General features: G+C 69.2%; 14 protein-coding genes. 10 read left to right on the plus strand and 4 right to left on the minus strand.

Annotated elements, in window-relative coordinates; genetic code table 11:
- The first annotated feature begins 139 nt into the window (after nt 1–139).
- From panD to FRAEUI1C_RS16345, 3 genes are all read left to right on the plus strand, one after another.
- Nucleotides 140–583, plus strand: a complete 444-nt coding sequence (gene panD, locus FRAEUI1C_RS16335) for an aspartate 1-decarboxylase (protein WP_013424416.1) — start codon at nt 140–142, stop codon at nt 581–583.
- Nucleotides 584–761: 178 nt separating this feature from the next.
- The gene (locus FRAEUI1C_RS16340) at nt 762–1,253 is read left to right on the plus strand and encodes a MarR family winged helix-turn-helix transcriptional regulator (RefSeq protein WP_013424417.1); all 492 of its coding nucleotides are present in this window, start codon (nt 762–764) and stop codon (nt 1,251–1,253) included.
- A complete protein-coding gene (locus FRAEUI1C_RS16345; RefSeq protein ID WP_013424418.1) occupies nt 1,250–2,878 on the plus strand; it encodes a chloride channel protein in 1,629 nt (542 codons plus the stop codon). Before FRAEUI1C_RS16340 ends, FRAEUI1C_RS16345 begins: the two co-directional genes overlap by 4 nt.
- A gap of 251 nt (nt 2,879–3,129) precedes the next feature.
- Here FRAEUI1C_RS16345 and FRAEUI1C_RS16350 read toward each other — a convergent pair whose 3' ends face one another.
- From FRAEUI1C_RS16350 to FRAEUI1C_RS16360, 3 genes are all read right to left on the minus strand, one after another.
- Complete coding sequence (locus FRAEUI1C_RS16350; RefSeq protein WP_013424419.1) at nt 3,130–3,606, minus strand: nuclear transport factor 2 family protein; 477 nt, start codon at nt 3,604–3,606, stop codon at nt 3,130–3,132.
- Nucleotides 3,607–3,881: 275 nt separating this feature from the next.
- Nucleotides 3,882–4,913 (minus strand): NAD(P)H-dependent amine dehydrogenase family protein, encoded by a 1,032-nt coding sequence (locus tag FRAEUI1C_RS16355; protein ID WP_013424420.1) that lies wholly within the window; start codon nt 4,911–4,913, stop codon nt 3,882–3,884.
- A gap of 57 nt (nt 4,914–4,970) precedes the next feature.
- On the minus strand, nt 4,971–5,948 hold the full coding sequence (locus FRAEUI1C_RS16360; protein ID WP_013424421.1) for an LLM class flavin-dependent oxidoreductase: 978 nt from the start codon (nt 5,946–5,948) through the stop codon (nt 4,971–4,973).
- Between the two features lie 912 nt (nt 5,949–6,860).
- On the opposite strand from FRAEUI1C_RS16360, the gene FRAEUI1C_RS16365 reads away from it, so the two are divergent.
- The 6 genes from FRAEUI1C_RS16365 (at nt 6,861) to FRAEUI1C_RS16390 (ending at nt 17,465) form a co-directional block, all read left to right on the plus strand.
- Nucleotides 6,861–7,856: a helix-turn-helix domain-containing protein gene (locus FRAEUI1C_RS16365; protein WP_013424422.1), complete on the plus strand. Its 996-nt coding sequence runs from the start codon at nt 6,861–6,863 to the stop codon at nt 7,854–7,856.
- A 545-nt stretch (nt 7,857–8,401) separates the two neighbouring features.
- The gene (locus FRAEUI1C_RS16370; protein ID WP_232425450.1) at nt 8,402–10,741 is read left to right on the plus strand and encodes a putative bifunctional diguanylate cyclase/phosphodiesterase; all 2,340 of its coding nucleotides are present in this window, start codon (nt 8,402–8,404) and stop codon (nt 10,739–10,741) included.
- 218 nt (nt 10,742–10,959) lie between these two features.
- The gene (locus FRAEUI1C_RS16375; protein ID WP_013424424.1) at nt 10,960–12,684 is read left to right on the plus strand and encodes an AMP-binding protein; all 1,725 of its coding nucleotides are present in this window, start codon (nt 10,960–10,962) and stop codon (nt 12,682–12,684) included.
- 484 nt (nt 12,685–13,168) lie between these two features.
- On the plus strand, nt 13,169–14,959 hold the full coding sequence (locus FRAEUI1C_RS16380) for a hydantoinase B/oxoprolinase family protein (protein WP_013424425.1): 1,791 nt from the start codon (nt 13,169–13,171) through the stop codon (nt 14,957–14,959).
- Nucleotides 14,956–17,046 carry a hydantoinase/oxoprolinase family protein gene (locus FRAEUI1C_RS16385; protein WP_013424426.1) on the plus strand — a complete coding sequence of 697 codons (2,091 nt, stop codon included), beginning with the start codon at nt 14,956–14,958 and terminating at the stop codon, nt 17,044–17,046. The genes FRAEUI1C_RS16380 and FRAEUI1C_RS16385 overlap by 4 nt, the downstream gene beginning before the upstream one ends.
- Complete coding sequence (locus FRAEUI1C_RS16390) at nt 17,043–17,465, plus strand: VOC family protein (protein WP_013424427.1); 423 nt, start codon at nt 17,043–17,045, stop codon at nt 17,463–17,465. Before FRAEUI1C_RS16385 ends, FRAEUI1C_RS16390 begins: the two co-directional genes overlap by 4 nt.
- A 46-nt stretch (nt 17,466–17,511) precedes the next feature.
- On the opposite strand, the gene FRAEUI1C_RS16395 is transcribed toward FRAEUI1C_RS16390, so the two are convergent.
- The gene (locus FRAEUI1C_RS16395; protein ID WP_157734957.1) at nt 17,512–18,180 is read right to left on the minus strand and encodes a TetR/AcrR family transcriptional regulator; all 669 of its coding nucleotides are present in this window, start codon (nt 18,178–18,180) and stop codon (nt 17,512–17,514) included.
- Between the two features lie 151 nt (nt 18,181–18,331).
- Between FRAEUI1C_RS16395 and FRAEUI1C_RS16400 the strand changes: the two genes are divergently transcribed.
- A complete protein-coding gene (locus FRAEUI1C_RS16400) occupies nt 18,332–18,934 on the plus strand; it encodes a TetR/AcrR family transcriptional regulator (protein ID WP_157734958.1) in 603 nt (200 codons plus the stop codon).
- Nucleotides 18,935–18,940: the final 6 nt, after the last annotated feature.

The following is an 18,940-nucleotide window of genomic DNA, read 5'->3' on the forward strand; positions in this document are numbered from 1 at the left end:
GGCTCGACCCGAACCCGCCGCGCGAGTTTCAGTACATTGGCCTGTCTCTGCACATTGGCCTGTCTCTGCCGGGTGACTCGCCGAAGGCCGCATGCCCCCAGCCCGTGGACCCGCCCGACCGTTCCCCAGGGAGCCTCTCGTGTACCGGACCCTGCTTTCAAGCAAGATCCATCGTGCCACCGTCACGCAGGCCGACCTGCACTACGTCGGCTCGATCACGATCGATCAGGACCTGCTCACGGGCGCCGACCTGGTCGAGGGTGAACAGGTCCAGGTCGTGGACATCGACAACGGCGCACGGCTCACCACCTACGTCATCGCCGGCCCCGCCGGGTCAGGCGTCATCGGCATCAACGGCGCCGCGGCACGCCTGATCTCACCCGGAGACCTTGTGATCATCATGGCGTTCCGGCAGGTCGACGACCGCGAGGTCGCCACCTTCGCTCCCCGGATCGTGCACGTGGACTCCCGCAACCGGACCGTCGACATTGGCACCGACGCGGCCGCCCCCGTGCCTGGCGCCATCGATCAGATCTCCGGAGCGCTGGCGGCCCACCACCACCCCGCCGCGGCCGTCCACTAGGGCCTGTCTGGGAAGTGGGACTGCTTCAAGATCGGCTCCGTCGCGTATTCGCTGGTCGGGGTCGGCCCCGGTCGAAAACTGACCGCCTGGCGGTCTCATCTGCCCGACCACTCGTGACCACCATCGACCCGTCTCGTTCAGCTTGACCGAACACTTGCACTAGACAAGACTTGCGTCTGTGAAGAGAACTGGAGGCGCGCCGGGGCGAATCGAACCGCCCGAGGACGTCGCCGCGCTCGAACAGCTGACCCGCGCGCTGGTCGGGATCACGCTGGCGAGCCTGGACGCTCTGGACGGAGCGCTCACTGTGCCGCGGTTCCGCGCGCTGTTGACCCTCGACGCGCTGGGCCGGGTGCCGTCGTCCGCGCTGGCCGCGGAGCTGGGCATGGTCGCCTCCTCCGTCACGCGTCTCGTCGACCGGCTGCAGGCATCCGGACACGTCGCGCGCGGCGCGGACCCGGCGAACCGCAGTGTCGTCACCGTCGAGGTCACCGACGCGGGACGAGACCTGGTAACCGCCGTGCTCAACCGACGCCACGCGCTCCTGGAAGCCGTGCTCGACCGGATGGAGCCGGACCAGCGCGAGGACGTCCGGCGGGCGGCCCGCGCGGTTACCCAGCGGGCCGCGCAGACCAGCGTCGCGGCGGCGACCAGCCCGCTACCGCTGTGACCGCCACCGTCCGCGGCGCCGAACGCGGCCGCGCGCCGCACCTGGGCGACTTCACCCTGACGCCGCGGGTTCTGCTCGTGGCCGCCGTCGCGGTGCCGGTCGGCGCGGCGAGCGCGCTGGCCGCGTTCGCTCTGCTGCGCCTGATCGGGCTGATCACAAACCTGGTCTTCTACCACCGGGCGGCGGCCACCCTGGTCAGCCCGGGTGGCGGCCACCAGCCGGCCTGGCTGGTGCTGTCCGCGCCGATCGCCGGTGGGCTCGTCGTCGGGGTGCTGGCCCGGTTCGGCTCGGAGAGGATCCGCGGGCACGGCATGCCCGAGGCCATCGAGGCGATCCTCGTCGGCGGCAGCCGGGTCTCGCCCCGGGTCGCGGTCCTCAAGCCCGTCTCCGCGGCGGTCAGCATCGGGACCGGCGGCCCGTTCGGCGCCGAAGGCCCGATCATCATGACCGGCGGGGCGGTCGGCTCGATCCTGGCGCAGACCCTGTCGCTGTCCGCCGACGAGCGCAAGGCGCTCCTCGTGGCAGGCGCTGCCGGTGGGATGGCCGCCACCTTCAACGCCCCGCTCGCCTCGGTGCTGCTCGCCGTCGAGCTCCTGCTCTTCGAGTGGCGGCCCCGCAGCCTGATCCCCGTCGCGGCGGCCGTGTCCACCGCGGTCATCTGTCGGGGCCCACTGCTGGGCACCGCCCCGGTCTTCCCCGTCACCGACCTCGTCCGGCCCGGTGCCGGTGCGCAGGCCCTCGCGCTCATCCCCGGCCTGACCGGCGGCCTGCTCGCGATCGCCGCCACCCGGCTGGTCTACGCGGCCGAGGACGCCTTCGCCTGCCTTCCCGTTCACTGGATGTGGTGGCCCGCGATCGGCGGGTCGATCATCGGCGCCGGCGGACTCGTCGAGCCCCGCGCGCTCGGCGTCGGCTACGACGTCATCGACAGCCTGCTCACCGGCCGCGCCGCGCTGTCCCTGATCGTCGGCATCCTGCTCGTCAAGACCGCGATCTGGTCTCTCTCCCTCGGCTCGGGCACCTCCGGCGGGGTGCTCGCTCCCGTCTTCATGATCGGTGGGGCGCTCGGCGCGCTGGAAGGCATGGCGCTACCCACCGTGTTCCCCGGCTTCTGGGCCATGGCGGGCCTGGCCGCCGTCGTCGGCGGGGTCATGCGCTCCCCACTGACCGGCGTCGTGTTCACCCTCGAACTCACCCACGCCTGGAACGACGCCCCCTCCCTGCTCGTCGCCTCCATCAGCGCCTACACCCTGTCCGCGCTCCTGCTCAAACGATCCGTGCTGACCGAGAAGATCGCCCGACGCGGGCTCCACCTCACCCGCGAATACACCACCGACCCCCTCGACGCGTTCTACGCCCACCAGGTCATGACACCCGAGATGCGGACGCCGGACCCGGAAGCGCCGCTCCTCGTCGTCGTCCACACCGACAACACCCTGCGTGAAGTCGCCAACGCGCTCGCTCACCACAGCGTCACCCGCGCCACCGTCACCCACCGCGGCGAGCCGGCCCGACCTGCCGGCGTCATCACCCTCGACCAGCTTCTCCACGCCCGCCGCCACGACCTCCACGAAGAACACCACCGCGAACGCCACATCCCCGCGCGCCGTGGCCCCACAACCTGAGAGATCACCGTGTTCGTCCGCGACCCCCGCCGCTCGCCGCCACCGAGGGCTCTCCGGCGGCGAGCGGCGCGTGAGCGCGTCCACCACAGCGCCGGTCAATGCCGCACAAGTGCTCCAGGGCGCAAATACCCCCGAACCGGACAGGGAGCACGGCGCCGGCCAGCCCGATCGATCGCTTTGACGAACAGATCGATGGTCTGTCCCGCACGATTGACCTGGAGCTGGCGCAGGGTCATCGCGATCTCGTTCGCTCAGCGGGCGGGAACGGGAACGAGACCCGCCAGTCCCGCGCTTCCCGGTGGCCACCGCACGTCGGCCTCTCGGCTGACGAACCGCCAGGCTGTCCCGTCGAACTCGACAACGTCGTAATAACGCCCGGCGGCCACGACGGTCCAGGTCTCCGCCGGACATTGCAGCGCGATCTGGTCGGTCCAGACTCGCGCTCGTGTCGCCGACTCGAAATCGATCACGGGATCGAGGCTGAGGTGCTTGGTCCGCCCGGGCTCGGCCGGCTCCATCGCCCCGACGCCCTCGACGATGGCTGCCCTGCCCTCGAAGGTGACCAACGGAATTCGCCAGATCGCATCCTCGGTGAAGAGGTGCCCCCACTCCTCGAGGCGAAGATCATCCAAGAGCTGCCCGTAAAGCGAGATAAGCCTTCTGATGGCCTCTCGGGCCTGCAGTTCCACCAGGCTCATCAGCGCGCGACCTTCCTGCGTCGAACTCATAGGATTCTCACCTCTCCTTATATTGAACGAACGCCATGGGGCCCGGCGGTCCGGGCGCACGAGCCACCCATCGGCAGTACCCGTCGACCGCCTTCTGCTCATTCCGCCCACACTGCTGCCGTGAGACTGGTGCTGCCGTGAGCTAGGCGCTGCCGTGCGACTGGTGACCGCGCCGAGAACCTGTGCGGTTTTCGCCGCGGCCCGTGGTGCCGGCGTCGCGGCCAGCGGCGTCGTCCTCGCCGTCCCGCTGGGCGCCCCTCGACGCGTCGCGGCTGTCAGGCACCCGTTCCGGCGAGGCCGGCGGCGGTGATCATCGACAGTTCGTCGACGGTCACCAGGCCGGGAGCCGCGACGACGACGTGGGGGATGGCGTTGACGGCGGGGTTGGCGGTGGGCATGCCGAAGTCGACGCCGAGGGTGTCGTAGCGGACCGTGAACGTGGAGTGGACCGACGGCTCGCCGTCGACGTCGATGACGTAGCCCTCCTCGATGGGCCAGTCGGGTTCCATGGCGTAGCCGAGCCGCCAGACGAGGCCGAGTTCGATGACGGACCGTCCACCGACCCGCCCGGACCACAGGCCCTTGAGTCCGCAGACGTGGCCTTTGGCGATCTTCATGTAGCCGAGGTCGAGGTCCTCGGTGGCGACACCGAACTCCGGTGTGTAGACGATGTCATCCAGTGTGACGCGCAGGGCCTCGGCCATCATCTCGACGGCGTCGACAAAGACGAGCTGGCGGCTCTTCGCGAGCTCGGCGAGACCGGGTGTGTCGGGCGGGACGGCGAAGCCGGTCTCCAGCCAGGTCTGTGGTGAGGCGTAAGCCGTGCAGTCGACGGATTCCAGGACGGACACCCGGTCCACCCGGCGGCACACGGCGGTGGCCATCAGGCCGAGGGCGTTGGCGTAGCCGGGGTTGATGCCGGTGCCGTAGAGGGACACCCCGCCGCGTTTGGCGGCGTCGTCGAGACGGCGCATGTCGTCGTCGCCGTAGGACCGGCCGGTGATGAAGTTCGCGGTCGAGACGACGTTGATGCCCGCTTCCAGCAGCCGGACCATGTCGTCGACCCGCCAGTGCAGCGGCATGTAGAGCACCGCGTCCGGGCGCAGCCCGAGGATCTCCTCGACGCTGTCGGTGGCCACCACCCCGACCGGGCCGATACCGCACAGCTCGCCGACGTCCCTGCCGGCCTTGTCGGCGCTCCACGAGAAGCACCCGACGAGCTCGAGGTCCGGATGGGCCAGGACCGTGCGAACCGCGCTGCGGCCGACGATGCCCGTAGTCCACTGAACGACTCGTAACGGCAACATTCTTCCTTTCATCGGAGAGCTGTCGTCAGATCTCCCGCTCGACTGGTTGAGCGGGAGTCACCGGGCGAGGGCGGGCATGACCTGCTCGTCGACGACCTTCAGGTAGCGCCACGCGATCTCCGGCGGAAGGCCGCCGATGAGCGGATGCAGCCCGAGCGGCGCGCCGGCCCGTACGTGTTCGATGGCCTGGGGCACCGACAGGATCCGGTGGCTGCGGTTCTCCTTGCGGAGTTCCTCGGCCGTCTCGACGAACGACAGGCTGGCGGTGTCGGTGTTGCCCTCGTTCCACGCGGCGTAGCTACGCACGTCGTGCATGAGGTATGGGCCGAGTTCCTCCCAGGCGGCGTCGACGTCCTCGGCGACGAATATCGTCGTCGGGGCGTCCTCCGGCGTCAGCACGCACATGCCGGGCTCGTGACCGGCGGCGCGGGCGGCCTCGACGTAGGCGACCTGAAGCTCGGGGTCGCCCTTCTGGGCGAAGAACCCGACGCCGTTGCGGCCGGCCCGCCGCGCCGCGGCGATGCTGCCGCCACCCCAGGAGACCATCGGGCCGCCGGACGTCACCGGCGCGGGAGTGACCTGGATCCGCCGGCCCTGGTACTCGAAGGCTTCGCCGGTCTTGGCCCGGAGAAGCACGTCGAGCTTCTCGTCGGCGATCTTGCCGCGGCGACGGTACTCGACGCCGTACATCTCGTACTCAGCAGGGCGGTACCCGATGGCGGTGACGTACATGACGCGGCCCTTGCTGATGATGTCGAGGACCGCCATCTCCTCGGCGAGCTGGACCGGGTCGTGCAGCGGGAGGATGACGATCGCGATCATGATTGGCAGCGTGCTGGTGCGGGCGGCCATCGCGCTGGCCAGCGTCAGGGGCGCCGGCAGGTAGCCGTCGCTGGCCATGTGATGCTCACAGAGCACGGCCGACAGGCAGCCACGGGACTCCGCCCAGGACGCCATCTCCAGGGCCGCGGCGTATAACTCGGTGGCAGGGGCGCCGGTCTCCGGAGCCCGCATGTCGAAGCGCAGCGTGAACACGCCAGAAACCTCCAGAAGCAGTTGGTGCCGAGATATCGAACTCAGGCGCTGGGATGCGGGGCAACCCGTGGGGGCGCCCGACCCCGGCGGACGAGGGTCCAGCGCGTCCAGGTCGCGACCCATGAGCGCAACTCGGCCCGGGTCCACGACCGGACGTACCGGCCCTCCGGGAAGGACCTCGCCGCGTCGAAGCAATGCTCAGGCGCTGGCGGTGGGCGTGAGCCAACGATCCTGACTGGCGGCCGCGGCCGTGACGATCATCGATCGGTGTGGCAGGCGGGGTCCATAGGCCGGGACTCCCTAGGGTCGGTGGCATCTCCGCTGGCGCGAGGCCAGGCGAGTGATCTCGGTCCGAGGCGTCAGGCGGATCTCCTGCGGTCACGGGCCGGGGCTGGCGCGCCCAGTCTCGCAGAGGTGCAACCGCCAAATCAACGGTTGCATTATGCAGACGGAGGCGAAGGTCGTACGCCGTTCGCGCCGCTCGGACGGGCCCGGCTGTCGAGACCCGTGGGTCGCGCGACAACCCGGGAGGCGCCCGGAGCGCCTCCGATACCGAGGCGGGCCACCGCCCTTTGCCGCGGATCACCACGTCGAGACGATCGAGGTGGACGAACCCACCCCCAGGCCCGGACGAGTGCGTCGTCGGCCTCGACGGCGTCGAGGCTGCCGTCGCCCGGCTGAGGACGGGCGACGGGGATCGCACGGTGATCGTCAAGCCGGCGCTCGCACCGGAACGGCGGGCGAGGCATCGCGGCGGTTCGCCACGCGCGGGCTCGTCGGTGCACCTGAGGGCAGGTCCGCCGAGAGCGTCGAGGAGCGTCGAGGAGCGTCGAGGAGCGTCCGGGATGCAATGCCCAGCCTCTCGGTTGGACTGTGCAACGGCTGGTCCGTGCCGGCTATCGTCAGGGCGTTATGACCAGACCCTCGCCCCAGACGGAGCGGCTTCTCGACCTGTTCGAGCTGCTGGCCTCTCGACCCGACGAAAGCCTCACGCTCGCCGACATCGCTCGGTCGGTCGGCGTCAACAAAGCCACGGTTCATCCGATGGTGGTTGCCCTCGCGCAACGTGGCTGGCTTCTGCGCCACCCCCGGCGACACACCTACAGGCTGGGGCCTTCGCTCGTGGCCGCGGGCCGCGTCGCGGCGCGGGGCCACCCGGTGATCGACGCCGCGCGGCCGGTCGTCCGGGAGGTCGCCGAGAGCACGGGAATGCTGTGCCTCGCGCTCGTCGCCGGCGCGATCCCGGGCGCGCACGACGACCTCATGATCGCGGAGATCGGCCAGCCCGGTCTCGACGCCGCGGCCGGCGCGGGCGCTGACCTGCTGACGAGCGCCTACGGTGGCATCCGTCTAGGCCAGCGGATACCCATCCAGCCGCCGCTGGCCTCGGTCTGCGTCGCGTGGACCGACGACGCCACCATCGATCGATGGCTCGCTCGGCTAGGCGCGGACCGGCCGCCGGACGCACTGGCTCGGGTGGCGCCCGGGCTCGCTGCTGTCCGCGACCGTGGCTGGGCGCTTGAGGTCGAGAACCGGATGCGTGAGCGCCTCGGCTCGCTCGCCGCGGAACTGGACGAGGACCAGCGCAACGCAGCGCAAGCCGCCCTTCTGCGGCGCATCATCGACGACATCGGTGACCGGTTCGACCTCGGAGATGCCCTCCCAGCGACCGTCGACCCGGCCGCCCGTTATCGCGCCTCCGCGGTCAACGCTCCGGTGTTCGACGCTGAGGGCGCGGTTGTCCTCGTGCTGTGCCTACTCCTCACACCCGCCGGGCACACCGGAGTGCCGGCCCGTACCGGAGCCGAGCTGCTCACACTGGGAGACCAGGTCCGGGCCGCCGCCGACGCGCTGACAGTCGCTACTCAGGGACGCCGCCCCCACTTCGCGGGTTCTGAGCGCGTCTAGGGGACTCCTGAGCGGTCTTCAGGAGCCCTCTGGACGAGGATGTCCTCAAGGTTCAGTGGTAGTAGGCGATCAGCGAGCCGCTGACGGGCGCGGCGGATTTGTCGTGCCAGTCGCCGGGCCGTCGCCCGCGGACGCTGAGCGAGCCGGACCGCGACGCCCGCGCAGTTCCGTCCGCCGTGTCATCGCAGGTCAAGCTGCCACGTGAGGGTGTCGTGTGACCGATTCGGTCCGGCTTGGCTCGTCCGACCTGCTCACGTACGCCATCGCCACGAGCAGGACGACGCCGTGACGCCGGACCCCGGTCAGGACGCCTTGGCGATGGCGCCGCACCGCAGTGCCGGCGCGCTCCAGGTGCCGTTGGTGAGATGTGCCAGTGTCCCGCAGGGCGTGGGGGCGACGTGACGGCGCCTCGTCGGGAGCAGTAGCGCCCCGGTAACTGGGTAGGAAACGTCGGTCTGTCTCGAGTGCTCCGGCTTGGGCGGCCGACGGAGGGTGGTGACCATGCATCGGCGAGGTGGGCCATGAGGACTCGCGATCGCTCGAAGTTGACGACCGCTTCCTGGATCGGTGCCGCGTACATCCTCGTTATCACGATCTGCGCACTCACCCTGCCTTCGCGTGTCGCCGCGATGGTCACCGGGTCCGCTTCGGCGGTTGCCTGCCTGGCCGTGGCGATCAGTCTGGGGTGGACGGGGTGGAAGGCGCGAGGGGCAGACCGCAGGTGGCGGATTCTGATCGGCGCGGCGGCCATCCCGACCGCCGTGGCGACAGGTTGGCACATTGGCTGGATTTCCGGACATGGGACGGCCATCCCGGCACACGTGCCCTGGGCCGCCGACGGCTTCCTGCTGATAATCGTGCTGTACCTGGCCGGCGTGCTCACGTTCCCGACCGACCCACTCGGCGGAGAGAAGGATGCTTCCTCTCCGAGGAGGGAGGGGTTCCATTGGTACGTCATTACCGCGCTGGATAGCCTGGTGGTGGTCGGCGCCCTGTTCCTGCTCGCCTGGCTGACAATTCTGAAACCAATTGCCGAGATGCGGCATTTCGACACGGCGGGTCTCGTGTCGTCCTTGGCGTCGGTGGCGGGATACCTGCTCCTGCTGGCGAGCCTCGTTTTCCTCTCCGTTTTCCGGCAGCCCCGCTCGCCGTTCGCGCTAGCCCTCCTCGGTGCAGGCCTGAGCGGAATGATGGCGTCTACGGTCATCTATTTTGTCGTATTTGCGACGGGTGGGCACCGCACGGCACCGATCGTTGATGTCGTGTCTGCCCTGGCCTGGCTTCTGATCCTCCTCGCCGGTTTGGTCCCGATTCCCGAGTCGGGGACGCCGGTCCGCCGCGGACGCCCGCGGACCCTCCAGCTGCGCGCCGCTCTGCCGTATCTGGCTCTTGGCGCCGCCGGCGTGCTGGTGCTCATCCAGCTGATCGTGAACAGCGCCATCGACAGCGTCGAGCGAAGCGTCCTGGTCGGCCTGTTGCTGGTGGTCTTGATCCGCCAGGTGATGACCTTGGGCGAGAACACCCGCCTGCTGGCCTCCGTCGAGGCCAGCAGGCAGGAACTGCGCTATCAGGCGTTGCATGATCCGCTCACCGGGCTGCCGAACCGAACACTGTTCGCCGAGCGGCTTCACCGCGCGCTCGCGCTCCGCGACAACCGGCCGTTCTCGTTGGTGTACTGCGATCTCGACGACTTCAAACGCGTCAACGACACCCTCGGACACGCGGCCGGTGACGAGCTGCTCAGGACTACCGCGGCACGTCTGCGCGAAGGCGTCCGGCCCGGTGACACCGTCGCCCGGCTCGGCGGCGACGAGTTCGCGATCCTGCTCGAGCGTGAGCACAGGGATCCGGAGGCACTGTGCCGGCGGCTCGCCTCGATGATCCGGGCCCCGACCACACTCAAGGGACAACCCCATCCGGTCGGTGCCAGCCTCGGGCTCGTCGTGGCCGACTCGTCCACCCCTCCAGAGCCCGATGCCCTGCTGCGCGACGCCGACCTGGCGATGTACGCCGCGAAGCGACAGGGCAAGGGCGGCTTGATTGTCTTCCGGCCGGAGCTGACGACGGCCGAGTCCGCCCCACAGATCCGCTCCGACCTGGAACAGGCACTGCGCGGTGATGACCGTCATGGAACCGTCAAGGTCCTTTACCACCCGGTGGTCGAGCTCCGCACCGGGCATACGTCCGCCCTCGACGCGGTGCCGCTCTGGAACCACCATCAGCTCGGGGAGGTCGCGCCGGACCTGCTGGACCGGATCGCCGACGAGGCAGGCCTGACCATGACGCTTGTCGGCCGGGTGCTTCGCGAGGTCTGTCGCGACGTCGCCGAGCAGGGACTCCCCGAGCCGGACCCGGTTTTCGTCAGAGTGCCGGTAGGCCGGGGCCTGGACAAGCAGCCAGCCGACGTCGGGCGTCTCCTGGCCGACTGGAGCGTCTCCCATCGAGCGATCATTCTCGTGCTCGCCAATTCCGGTGGAGTCGTCGACCTGACTGCCGCGGCCCGCATGCTGCAACGCATTGTCGACTCCGGCATCCGCCTCGCCCTCGACGGCGTCGGCGGGATGGCAAGTGCTTTCGGCGGATGGCACAACAACCCACCTGTCGAGATCATCAGGCTGGACCGGTGCTTCACGGATCCCGACGCCACGTCGGCTCCCACCCGCACTCGAATAGTCCGGGAGGCGGTCTTGGGCGTCGCCTCGCGGCTTGGCCTCACGGTGGTCGCCACCGGTATCAGGAACCCGGTGCAGGCCCGCGAGCTGGCCGAAGCGGGTTGTCCGCTGGGTGCCGGCCCTCTCTACGGTTCGTTCGGCCCCGGTGGCGTGGCCCCGACGGCCGCCGCGGACAGGTCTCCCTGCCACCCGGCCGTGAGGCGTCACGCCTGAACCGGGTCGCGATGGCCAGGCGCTGAGCGCGACCCCCCGCCGCCCCGGTCGCCGCTGCCGTGTCTCAGGCAGACCTCCGGTCACCAGACGGATCGGCACCTGACCGGATCATCGGAGCGCGCGGGCCCGCCGTCTGGGGGGCCTGCCAGGAGCCGGCGCGACCCGAGGGGGCTGTCGCCCGGCTGCGTCGTGGCTCGGCAGGCGATACGGTCCTACGCATGACGCAAGTGTCACACCGGGCGCGATCCGTTCAAGATCTTGTTCTCGGAAGGGCTGGTGACCAGCGGATCGGACTCGTATTCGAGAACCGATCATGGACCTGGGAGGAGGTGACGCGAGCGTCGGCTCAGCGGGCTCATGTCCTGCGGTCGCTGAGGAGGGACGGCCCGTTTCACATCGGGGTGCTGCTGGAGAACGTGCCCGACTTCCTCTTCCTGCTGGGTGGCGCGGCACTCGCCGGGGCGACGGTCGTCGGGATCAACCCGACGCGGCGTGGAACCGAGCTCGAACGGGACATCCGCCATACCGACTGCCAGTTGATCGTCACCGACGAGCGGCGGGCCACGTTGCTCGATGAGCTCGACGTCGCCCTGCCGAGGGACCGAGTCCTCGACGTGACGGACCCAGCGTGGGCGGTGCGCCTCGCCGCCAGCGACGTCGCCCTCACCGAAGACCCGGTTGAGCCCGAAGACCTGTTCATGCTTATCTTCACCTCGGGATCGACCGGAGCACCGAAAGCGGTGCGGGTCAGCCACCAGCGATTGGCGCGCACAGGTTCACTCGGCTTCTCCACAGAGGACGTCCTGTACTGCGCGATGCCGCTATTTCACGGCAATGCGTTGGCGAGCTGCTGGGTTCCCGCGCTGGCGTCGGGTGCCCGGATCGTACTTCGGCGACGATTCTCCGCCACGGGCTTCCTGCCCGACGTCCTGGCCAACCGGGTCACCTTCTTCAACACCGTGGGCCGGGCGCTCTCGTACGTGCTTGCCACCCCGCCCTCGCCGGACGACGCTCACACGACGCTGAAGCTGGTTCTCGCGCCAGAGGCGTCGCCGCGCGACGCCGAGGCATTCCGTCAGCGCTTCGGCTGCCGGGTCGTGGAGGGGTATGGATCGAGCGAGGGAACGATTGTCCTGCACCCTCGGCGCGGCGCCCCTCCCGGCTCGCTCGGGAAGCCGGTTGGGAACGCCGACATAGCCGTGGTCGATCCACGAACAAGGGTGGAGCGCGTGCCGGCGGTCATTGACGCGGACGGCCGCGTCCTGAATCCGGACGAGGCCATCGGCGAGATTGTCCGCCGCGACGTCGGAGCATCGTTCGAGGGTTACTACAACAACGATCAGGCGCAGGCCGAGCGGGTTCGCGACGGATGGTTCTTCTCGGGTGATCTTGGATACCGTGACTCGGAGGGATGGTTCTTCTTCGCGGGGCGACAGGGTGACTGGATCCGGGTCGACGGCGAGAACTTCGCCGCGTCATCCGTAGAACGAATCATGGAGCGGCTCCCGGGCGCGAGCGGCGTCGCGGTGTACGGCGTACCGGACGCACACTCCGGTGACCAGGTCATGGCGACGGTCGAGATGGCCGATCCCGCGTCGTTTGACCCGAGCGAGTTCGCCGCCTTCCTCGCCGACCAGCGGGATCTCGGGACGAAATGGGCTCCGCGGTTTGTGCGCGTCATCGGCAGGCTGCCCGTCACCGGCACGAACAAGATCGATAGGCAGCGCCTGCGCGCGCTCCGCTGGCTTCCGGCTGATTGGGCCGCCGACATCATCTGGTGGCGACCCGACCCCCGCGCCTCGGCGAACTACGTGCAGATGACCGAGCGTGATGCGGATCGGCTGGCCGCGGAGTTCGTCCGCAACGGCCGCTCCTCCGTTCTGCTCGGCCAGCCGGCGGTGGGCGGGCTCGCCGATTCGCGGCACCCCCGACAGACACAGTGACACGATCGTCAGATACGTCCCTCCTCGGATGATCGTTCCTCGGGTCGGCCGAACGGGGATCTCGCGTGCTCCGGCCTCGGCATGATCATTACTGGGGTCCGAGAGCCGAGCTGGCTGGTCGCGGCGGCGAGGCTCCCATCACGTCGCGCGGCCCTTCCGCGCGCGGGTGGTCAGGGCTGGCGATCTTCGAACATCCGGTTGTTTCTGCAGGCCAGAAGGGTCTTCTGTGGCGCTCGTTCACGGCGTGGTCGCGACCAGATCGGACCAAGGAACCCGCTGAGATCGGCCGCGCGGCTCCGATGCGGGCGGCCCCACCCTGACTGGACGCGTGGCCGGAGCCGAGCGTCCAGGACCACCCCCGTGCTCTTCGCTGGCCAGCTCCTCTAGGCTGGGTCTAGGCTGACGCGAACGTCCGAAACTGGCTCGTAGCTGCGTGAGGGTCAGGCCGCCCGTCGCGACCGCGGCGCCTGAAGAGGGAGGGCACATGACGACCGACACCATCGACCTGGTGAGCGCCGAGGTGATTCGTTCGGCGATGGAGACCGTCTGCTTCGAGATGGCCACCTATGTCTCGCGAACGGCGACCACGCCCATCCTGAACCAGAGCAACGAGCGCAACGCGACGATCCTCGACGGCCAGGGCCGGCTAGCCGCGCTGTCTGTCGGCATCCCACAGTTCATGCTGAGCGCGACGCTGCCCGTCCGCTTCGCCATCGAGTTCTACGGTGGCGAGCTGCGTCCGGGTGACGTGATCGTGGCGAATGATCCCTACCATGGCGGAGGTCACCTACCTGACTTCAACGTGTTCGCTCCGGTCTTCGCTGACGGCGAGCTGCTTCTCATCGCGTCGATCCAGTGCCATCACGGCGATACCGGGGGCGCCGTGGCCGGTGGCTACAACACGACCGCCCGGGACATCTACTCCGAGGGCACCCGGTATCCGCTGCTGAAGATCATCGATGGCGGGGTCGAACGCCGTGACGTGGTGCTGACGATGCGGGCCAACAATCGACTCCCCGGCTTCATCGGTGACCTGCGGTCGCAGGTCGGGGCGGCGCAGCTGGGCGCTCAGCGGCTGACGGACATCATCGAGCTGCATGGCGCCGCGACGGTCCGGGCAGCGGTGGATCATTCCATCGCGGACGCGCGGAACCGGTTCTCGCGGGAGATCGCCCAGTGGCGGGACGGCACCTACGAGGCCGACGTGTATGTCGACAGCGACCCGCAGGGGAACACCGACATCCATGTGCACGTCGCCGTGACGGTGGACGGTGATCGGCTGACCGTCGACTTCGCCGGCTCCGACACGAGGCCTGAGATCGCGGCCTGGTCCACCTTCGGCAACACCCGGGGGAACGCGATCGCCCAGCTCGCCAGCCTCGTCGACTCGACCATCCCCAAGAACGAGGGGTTCTTCGAGTGCGTCGACCTGCGGGTACCCGTCGGCTGCTGCCTGAACCCGACGGAAGGAAAGCCGGTCAGCAGCGGGACGCACCACCCGGGCGTCGAGGTGAGCGACGCGATCGCGATCGCGATGGCCCAGATCCTCCCCGACCGGTGTTCACCGCAGACCTACAAGTACGGCAGCCCGCGCCAGATGTGGGGTGACCACGACCCGCGCACCGGCCGGCCCTTCTTCGACCACGGCGGCGAGGTCAATGCCGGGTGGGTCAACGCGGTCAAGGGTGTGGACGGCTGGGGAGCACTCGCGGCCGCCAGCGGGAACCTCATCAAGGCATCGGCCGAGCTCAACGAAACGATCTTCCCGCATCTCCTGCGCGGTCGCAACTATGTGACGGACTCGGGTGGACCCGGCCAGTGGCGCGGTGCCTGCGGGAGTCATTTCATCAAAGAGGCCCGCACGCCGACGTACGTCAATCAGTACGTCGTCAACCAGCGGCATGTCCATCCGGGGATCGCGGGCGGGCGTTCGGGAGCTCCCGACTCATGCCTGCTGAGCGCGGGCACCGAGCGTGAGGCCGTCGTCTCGCCCGTCGTCACCAACCATCTCCTGCATACGGGCGATCAACTCGTCTACAGGTTCGGAGGCGGTGGCGGCTGGGGCGATCCGTTGCTCCGTGATCCCCAGGCGGTCCTCGATGACGTGTGGGACGAGTACGTGTCCGTCGACGGCGCCCGGGAGGACTACGGCGTCGTGGTCACCGGCTCGGTCGAAGCGATGGACCTCGCCCTCGACGAGCCGGCGACGGTGGAACTTCGGTCCAAGCTCGCCGGCGACCAGCGCCCCGGCTCAATGAGAGGCGATGCTGCATGAGCGGCTACCGGATTGGCGTCGACGTCGGCGGAACCTTCACCGACTGCGTCCTACTCCGTCCCGACGGTTCACTCGTCGTGGAGAAGACCCCGACGACGCCGCACGATCAGTCGGAGGGCGTGCTGGCCGGGTTACTCCGCCTCGCGCGCGCCGAGGGTCTGGATGACAGTCCCGCACTGCTCGCCGACACGGAGTCGATCGTTCACGGGACGACGGCGGCCGACAACACGATGATCGAAATGTCGGGAGCCTCGACCGGGTTGCTCGTGACGGAGGGATTCCGGGACGAGATCGAGTTCCGGCGTTGCTTCAAGGAGGAGATCTGGGACCCGGCCTTCCCGGCGCCGGCGCCGATCGCGCGGCGACGGGTCCGGCTTGAGATCCGCGAACGGCTGACCCCGTCGGGCGACGTCGACACTCCGCTGGACGAGGAGTCGGTGCGCAAGGCCACCGCCCGGCTGCGCGCGTTCGGCGTCACGTCCATCGCCGTGGTTTTCCTGCACTCGTATGTCAATCCCGCTCATGAGCTGCGCGCTCGGGAGATCATCCGCGACGAGTACCCGGACGTCGAGCTGATCTCGCTGTCGCACGAGGTCTGGCCCAAGCCGCCAGAATTCGAACGTACGTCGACCACCCTCGTCAACGCCTATGTCGGTCCGCCGATCGTTCGTTACCTTGACCGGCTCGAAGGGCGCCTGCTGGAGGCTGGGTACGGCCGCGAACTGCTGCTCGCCACGAGCTCAGGGGGAGTAGCCACACCCAGCCAGATCCGTGCCCGCGCGTTGGCGACGATCAGTTCGGGCCCGACGGGGGGCGTGGTCGCCGCCGCCCAGGCCTCGCGGGCCACCGGGCTCGGTGATGTCGTCAGCATCGACATGGGCGGAACCAGCTATGACGTGTGCCTGATCCGGGGCGGCCGTCCGGAGGTGACGAGCGACTGGAACTGGCGGCACCGCTACTGCATCGCCCTGCCGATGGTCGATGTGCACTCGGTCGGCGCCGGTGGCGGCTCCGTGGCCAGGGCCCTTGACGGGTCGCTGCAGGTCGGCCCCGAGTCGGCGGGCAGCGTCCCCGGCCCGGTCTGCTACCGCAGGGGTGGTACCCAGGCGACCGTCACGGACGCGGACCTGGTGCTGGGCCGCCTCGACCCGGAGGCGTTCTGGGGCGGCCGCCTGGCCCTGGACGTCGAAGGCGCGCGTGCTGCCCTCGCCGACGTCGGCGCGAGTCTGGGCCTGGACGTCGAACAGGCCGCCGTCGCGGTGGTCAACATCGTCGATGCCCACATGTGTGACGCCGTTCGCCGCGTGCTGTCCCTGGCCGGCGTCGATCCCCGCCGGCTGGACCTTGTCGCGTTCGGCGGCATGGGCGCTGTGCATGCGACCGCGCACGCGGCGGCTCTCGGGATGCGTCGTGTTCTCGTTCCCAGAGCCGCGCCAGGGCTTTCGGCCCTCGGCCTGCTCACCGCTGATCACATGATTGACGACGCGCGCACCCTGGTCGGCCCCTGGCGCGAGATCGATCTGCACAGACTTACCGCCCTGGCTGACGAACTCGCCGACCGGGCGAACGGAGAACTGACCGCGGCTGGATTGACGACCGACCGGATCCGCCTGGAATGGCGGCTCAACCTGGTCTATCCGGGCCAGACGTTCGACGTGGGAATCCCGCTGGAACGCCGCGGTGACGAGCCCATTCGCGCCGAGGCCGTCGCGGAGGCTGTCGAAACGTTCCACCGATCCAACGAGGAGGCCAGGCTCATCGAGGCTCGCTCGCAGGAGCCCGTCGTTCGCGGCATCCGGCTGGTGGCGACCGGCCTGGTGGACCAGCCGCGGCTGGCCGAGCTCGAGCCCTCGAGCGAACCACCGAGCCCGATCGGTCACCGTCGGCTCTACGCCGGCGGCGAATGGCACGACAACGCGCCGGTCTATGACGGCGACGCGGTCCGCCCGGGTCCGGTGATCCATGGACCGGCGCTCGTGCAGAGCCGCTTCACGACACTGGTCCTGGCGCCCGGCGATGCGGCGACCACCCTCGCCAACGGCGATGTCCTCGTCGAGGTTGACGCCGGGTCCGGCGGCCGCGGGTGATCACGGCGTTTGGCCATGTCGGCCATTGCGTCAGCGACCTGGCCCGGGCTCGCCGGTTCTATGAGGGACTTCTCGGGTTCACCTACGAGAGGGAGCTGACCGTTCCCGACGACATGGTGACGACGTTGCTCGACGTCGAGGCGCCCGCCAACCTCACCGCCGTCTACCTGCGGCTCGACGGTCTGGTCCTCGAGCTGCTGCACTTCGACCGTCCCGTGGGCCTGCCTCCACCCCGCCGTCGGTTCGATGAGCCAGGCCTCACGCACCTGTCGCTGCGCGTATCGGACCTCGCCGCTGTCGCGCGCCAGGTCGAGGCGTACGGGGGCGAGGTGCTACCTGGAACGCCCGCTCCGGACAGGGTTCTGATGATCCGGGATCCGGACGGGCAGCGGGTCGAGCTGGTGGCGGCGCGCGGCTGACCCAGCGCCTTCCGGAAGCCCAGATCGGATGGCGGGAAACCGGAGACTAGCTCGCCGCGGGCAGCGGCAAAGGACGCGCGTCGAGATCCACCTCGGGGTGAACCATGCGGAAGGCGACCACCGCCAGGGTGTGGACGACGGTCACGCGGCCGACGTCGAGATGGTAGGCGGCGGACGCATAGCTGAACCGATCCACCATGGCGAGCAGCGCGACCGCGGTGAGATGAGAGTCGACCTCCGGCGGGAGGCCGCCTCGCAGGCGGCGGGCGAGCAGCTGGGCTGACTTGGTCACAAGCTGCGCGCCGAAATGCCCGTGCGGGCTGTCCGGGCTCTCGTTCTCGACGAAGACGCGTAGCATCGGAAGCCACTTGTCGCAGACCGTGAGATAGGTGTCGATCCAATCCTGGATCGCCTGATAGCCATCGAGATCCGCGGTGACCTCACGAAGAGACGCGAAGGTGTCCAGGACGTCCTTCTCCACCTCGTGGAGGACCTCTGTGAAAACGGAGTCCTTGCTGTCGAAATACTGATAAAACGCGCCACGGGAAACCTTGGCGACGGCGGCGATCTCTTCTATGCGAGCTCCGTGCAACCCGCGACGGGCGAACACCTTCGTGGCGGCCTCGACGAGCCGTCGCTTTGTGTGCTGACCTCGGTCGCCGATCGCGCTGCCCGGACCAGCGGTGTTTCGTCGCTGTGTTACCCGCTCCGCCACACCCGTAGCATAGTGCCGACCTGCCGAGGAGGAGCCGCGAGCACGCATGACGGAGCGCACGAACGAGGAGCCGACCGGCCCCGCGGCGGGCCGCCGGGCCCTGGCCAGGCGACCGTCGAACTCGCGGGAGGAGACCCCTGGCGGGGCACGGATGGTCCGTCGGCTGCTGGACGCGGGCCTGCTGGTGTTCGCGCGCCGCGGCTACCTGGCGGCCCGGGTGGACGACATCACGGCTGCCGCGGAGGTCTCCCACGGTACCTTCTACCTGTACTTCAAAAACAAGGAGGCGCTCCTTCACCGGCTCGCGCGTGAATGCGCCGAGGAACTCGACACGCTTATCGTGGCGCTTTCTCTGCTGAGTACCTCTCTCGACGAGGAGAGCCTGTCGCGGTGGCTTCGTGATTTTGTGCGGGTTTACCAGCGCTATGGGCCGGTGGTGCGCATCTGGTTCGAGGCCCATGATCCAGATGCGCTCATGCAGTCGATGGCGGACAACGTCTTCGAGGGCCTGATGGCCGGGCTTGAGCAACTGGTGCGCCATCGGCTGCCCGCCGGTGCGGATCCCGCGGTCGCTTCGCTGGCCGCGGTCGGCATGCTCGAGCGCGTCAGCTACTACCTGACGTCCCACCCGGAGGTCTTCGACGAGGAGGCCATCGTCGCCGTCCTCTACCGGATGTTCGCCGGCCTCACGTTCCCGGCGGCGGGAGGCGCTGCCTCCACACCCGGTTCCGGTGGCCGGCCGGTGTCGAGATAACTCCTT

This window comes from Pseudofrankia inefficax (assembly GCF_000166135.1).
GTDB lineage: Bacteria > Actinomycetota > Actinomycetes > Frankiales > Frankiaceae > Pseudofrankia > Pseudofrankia inefficax.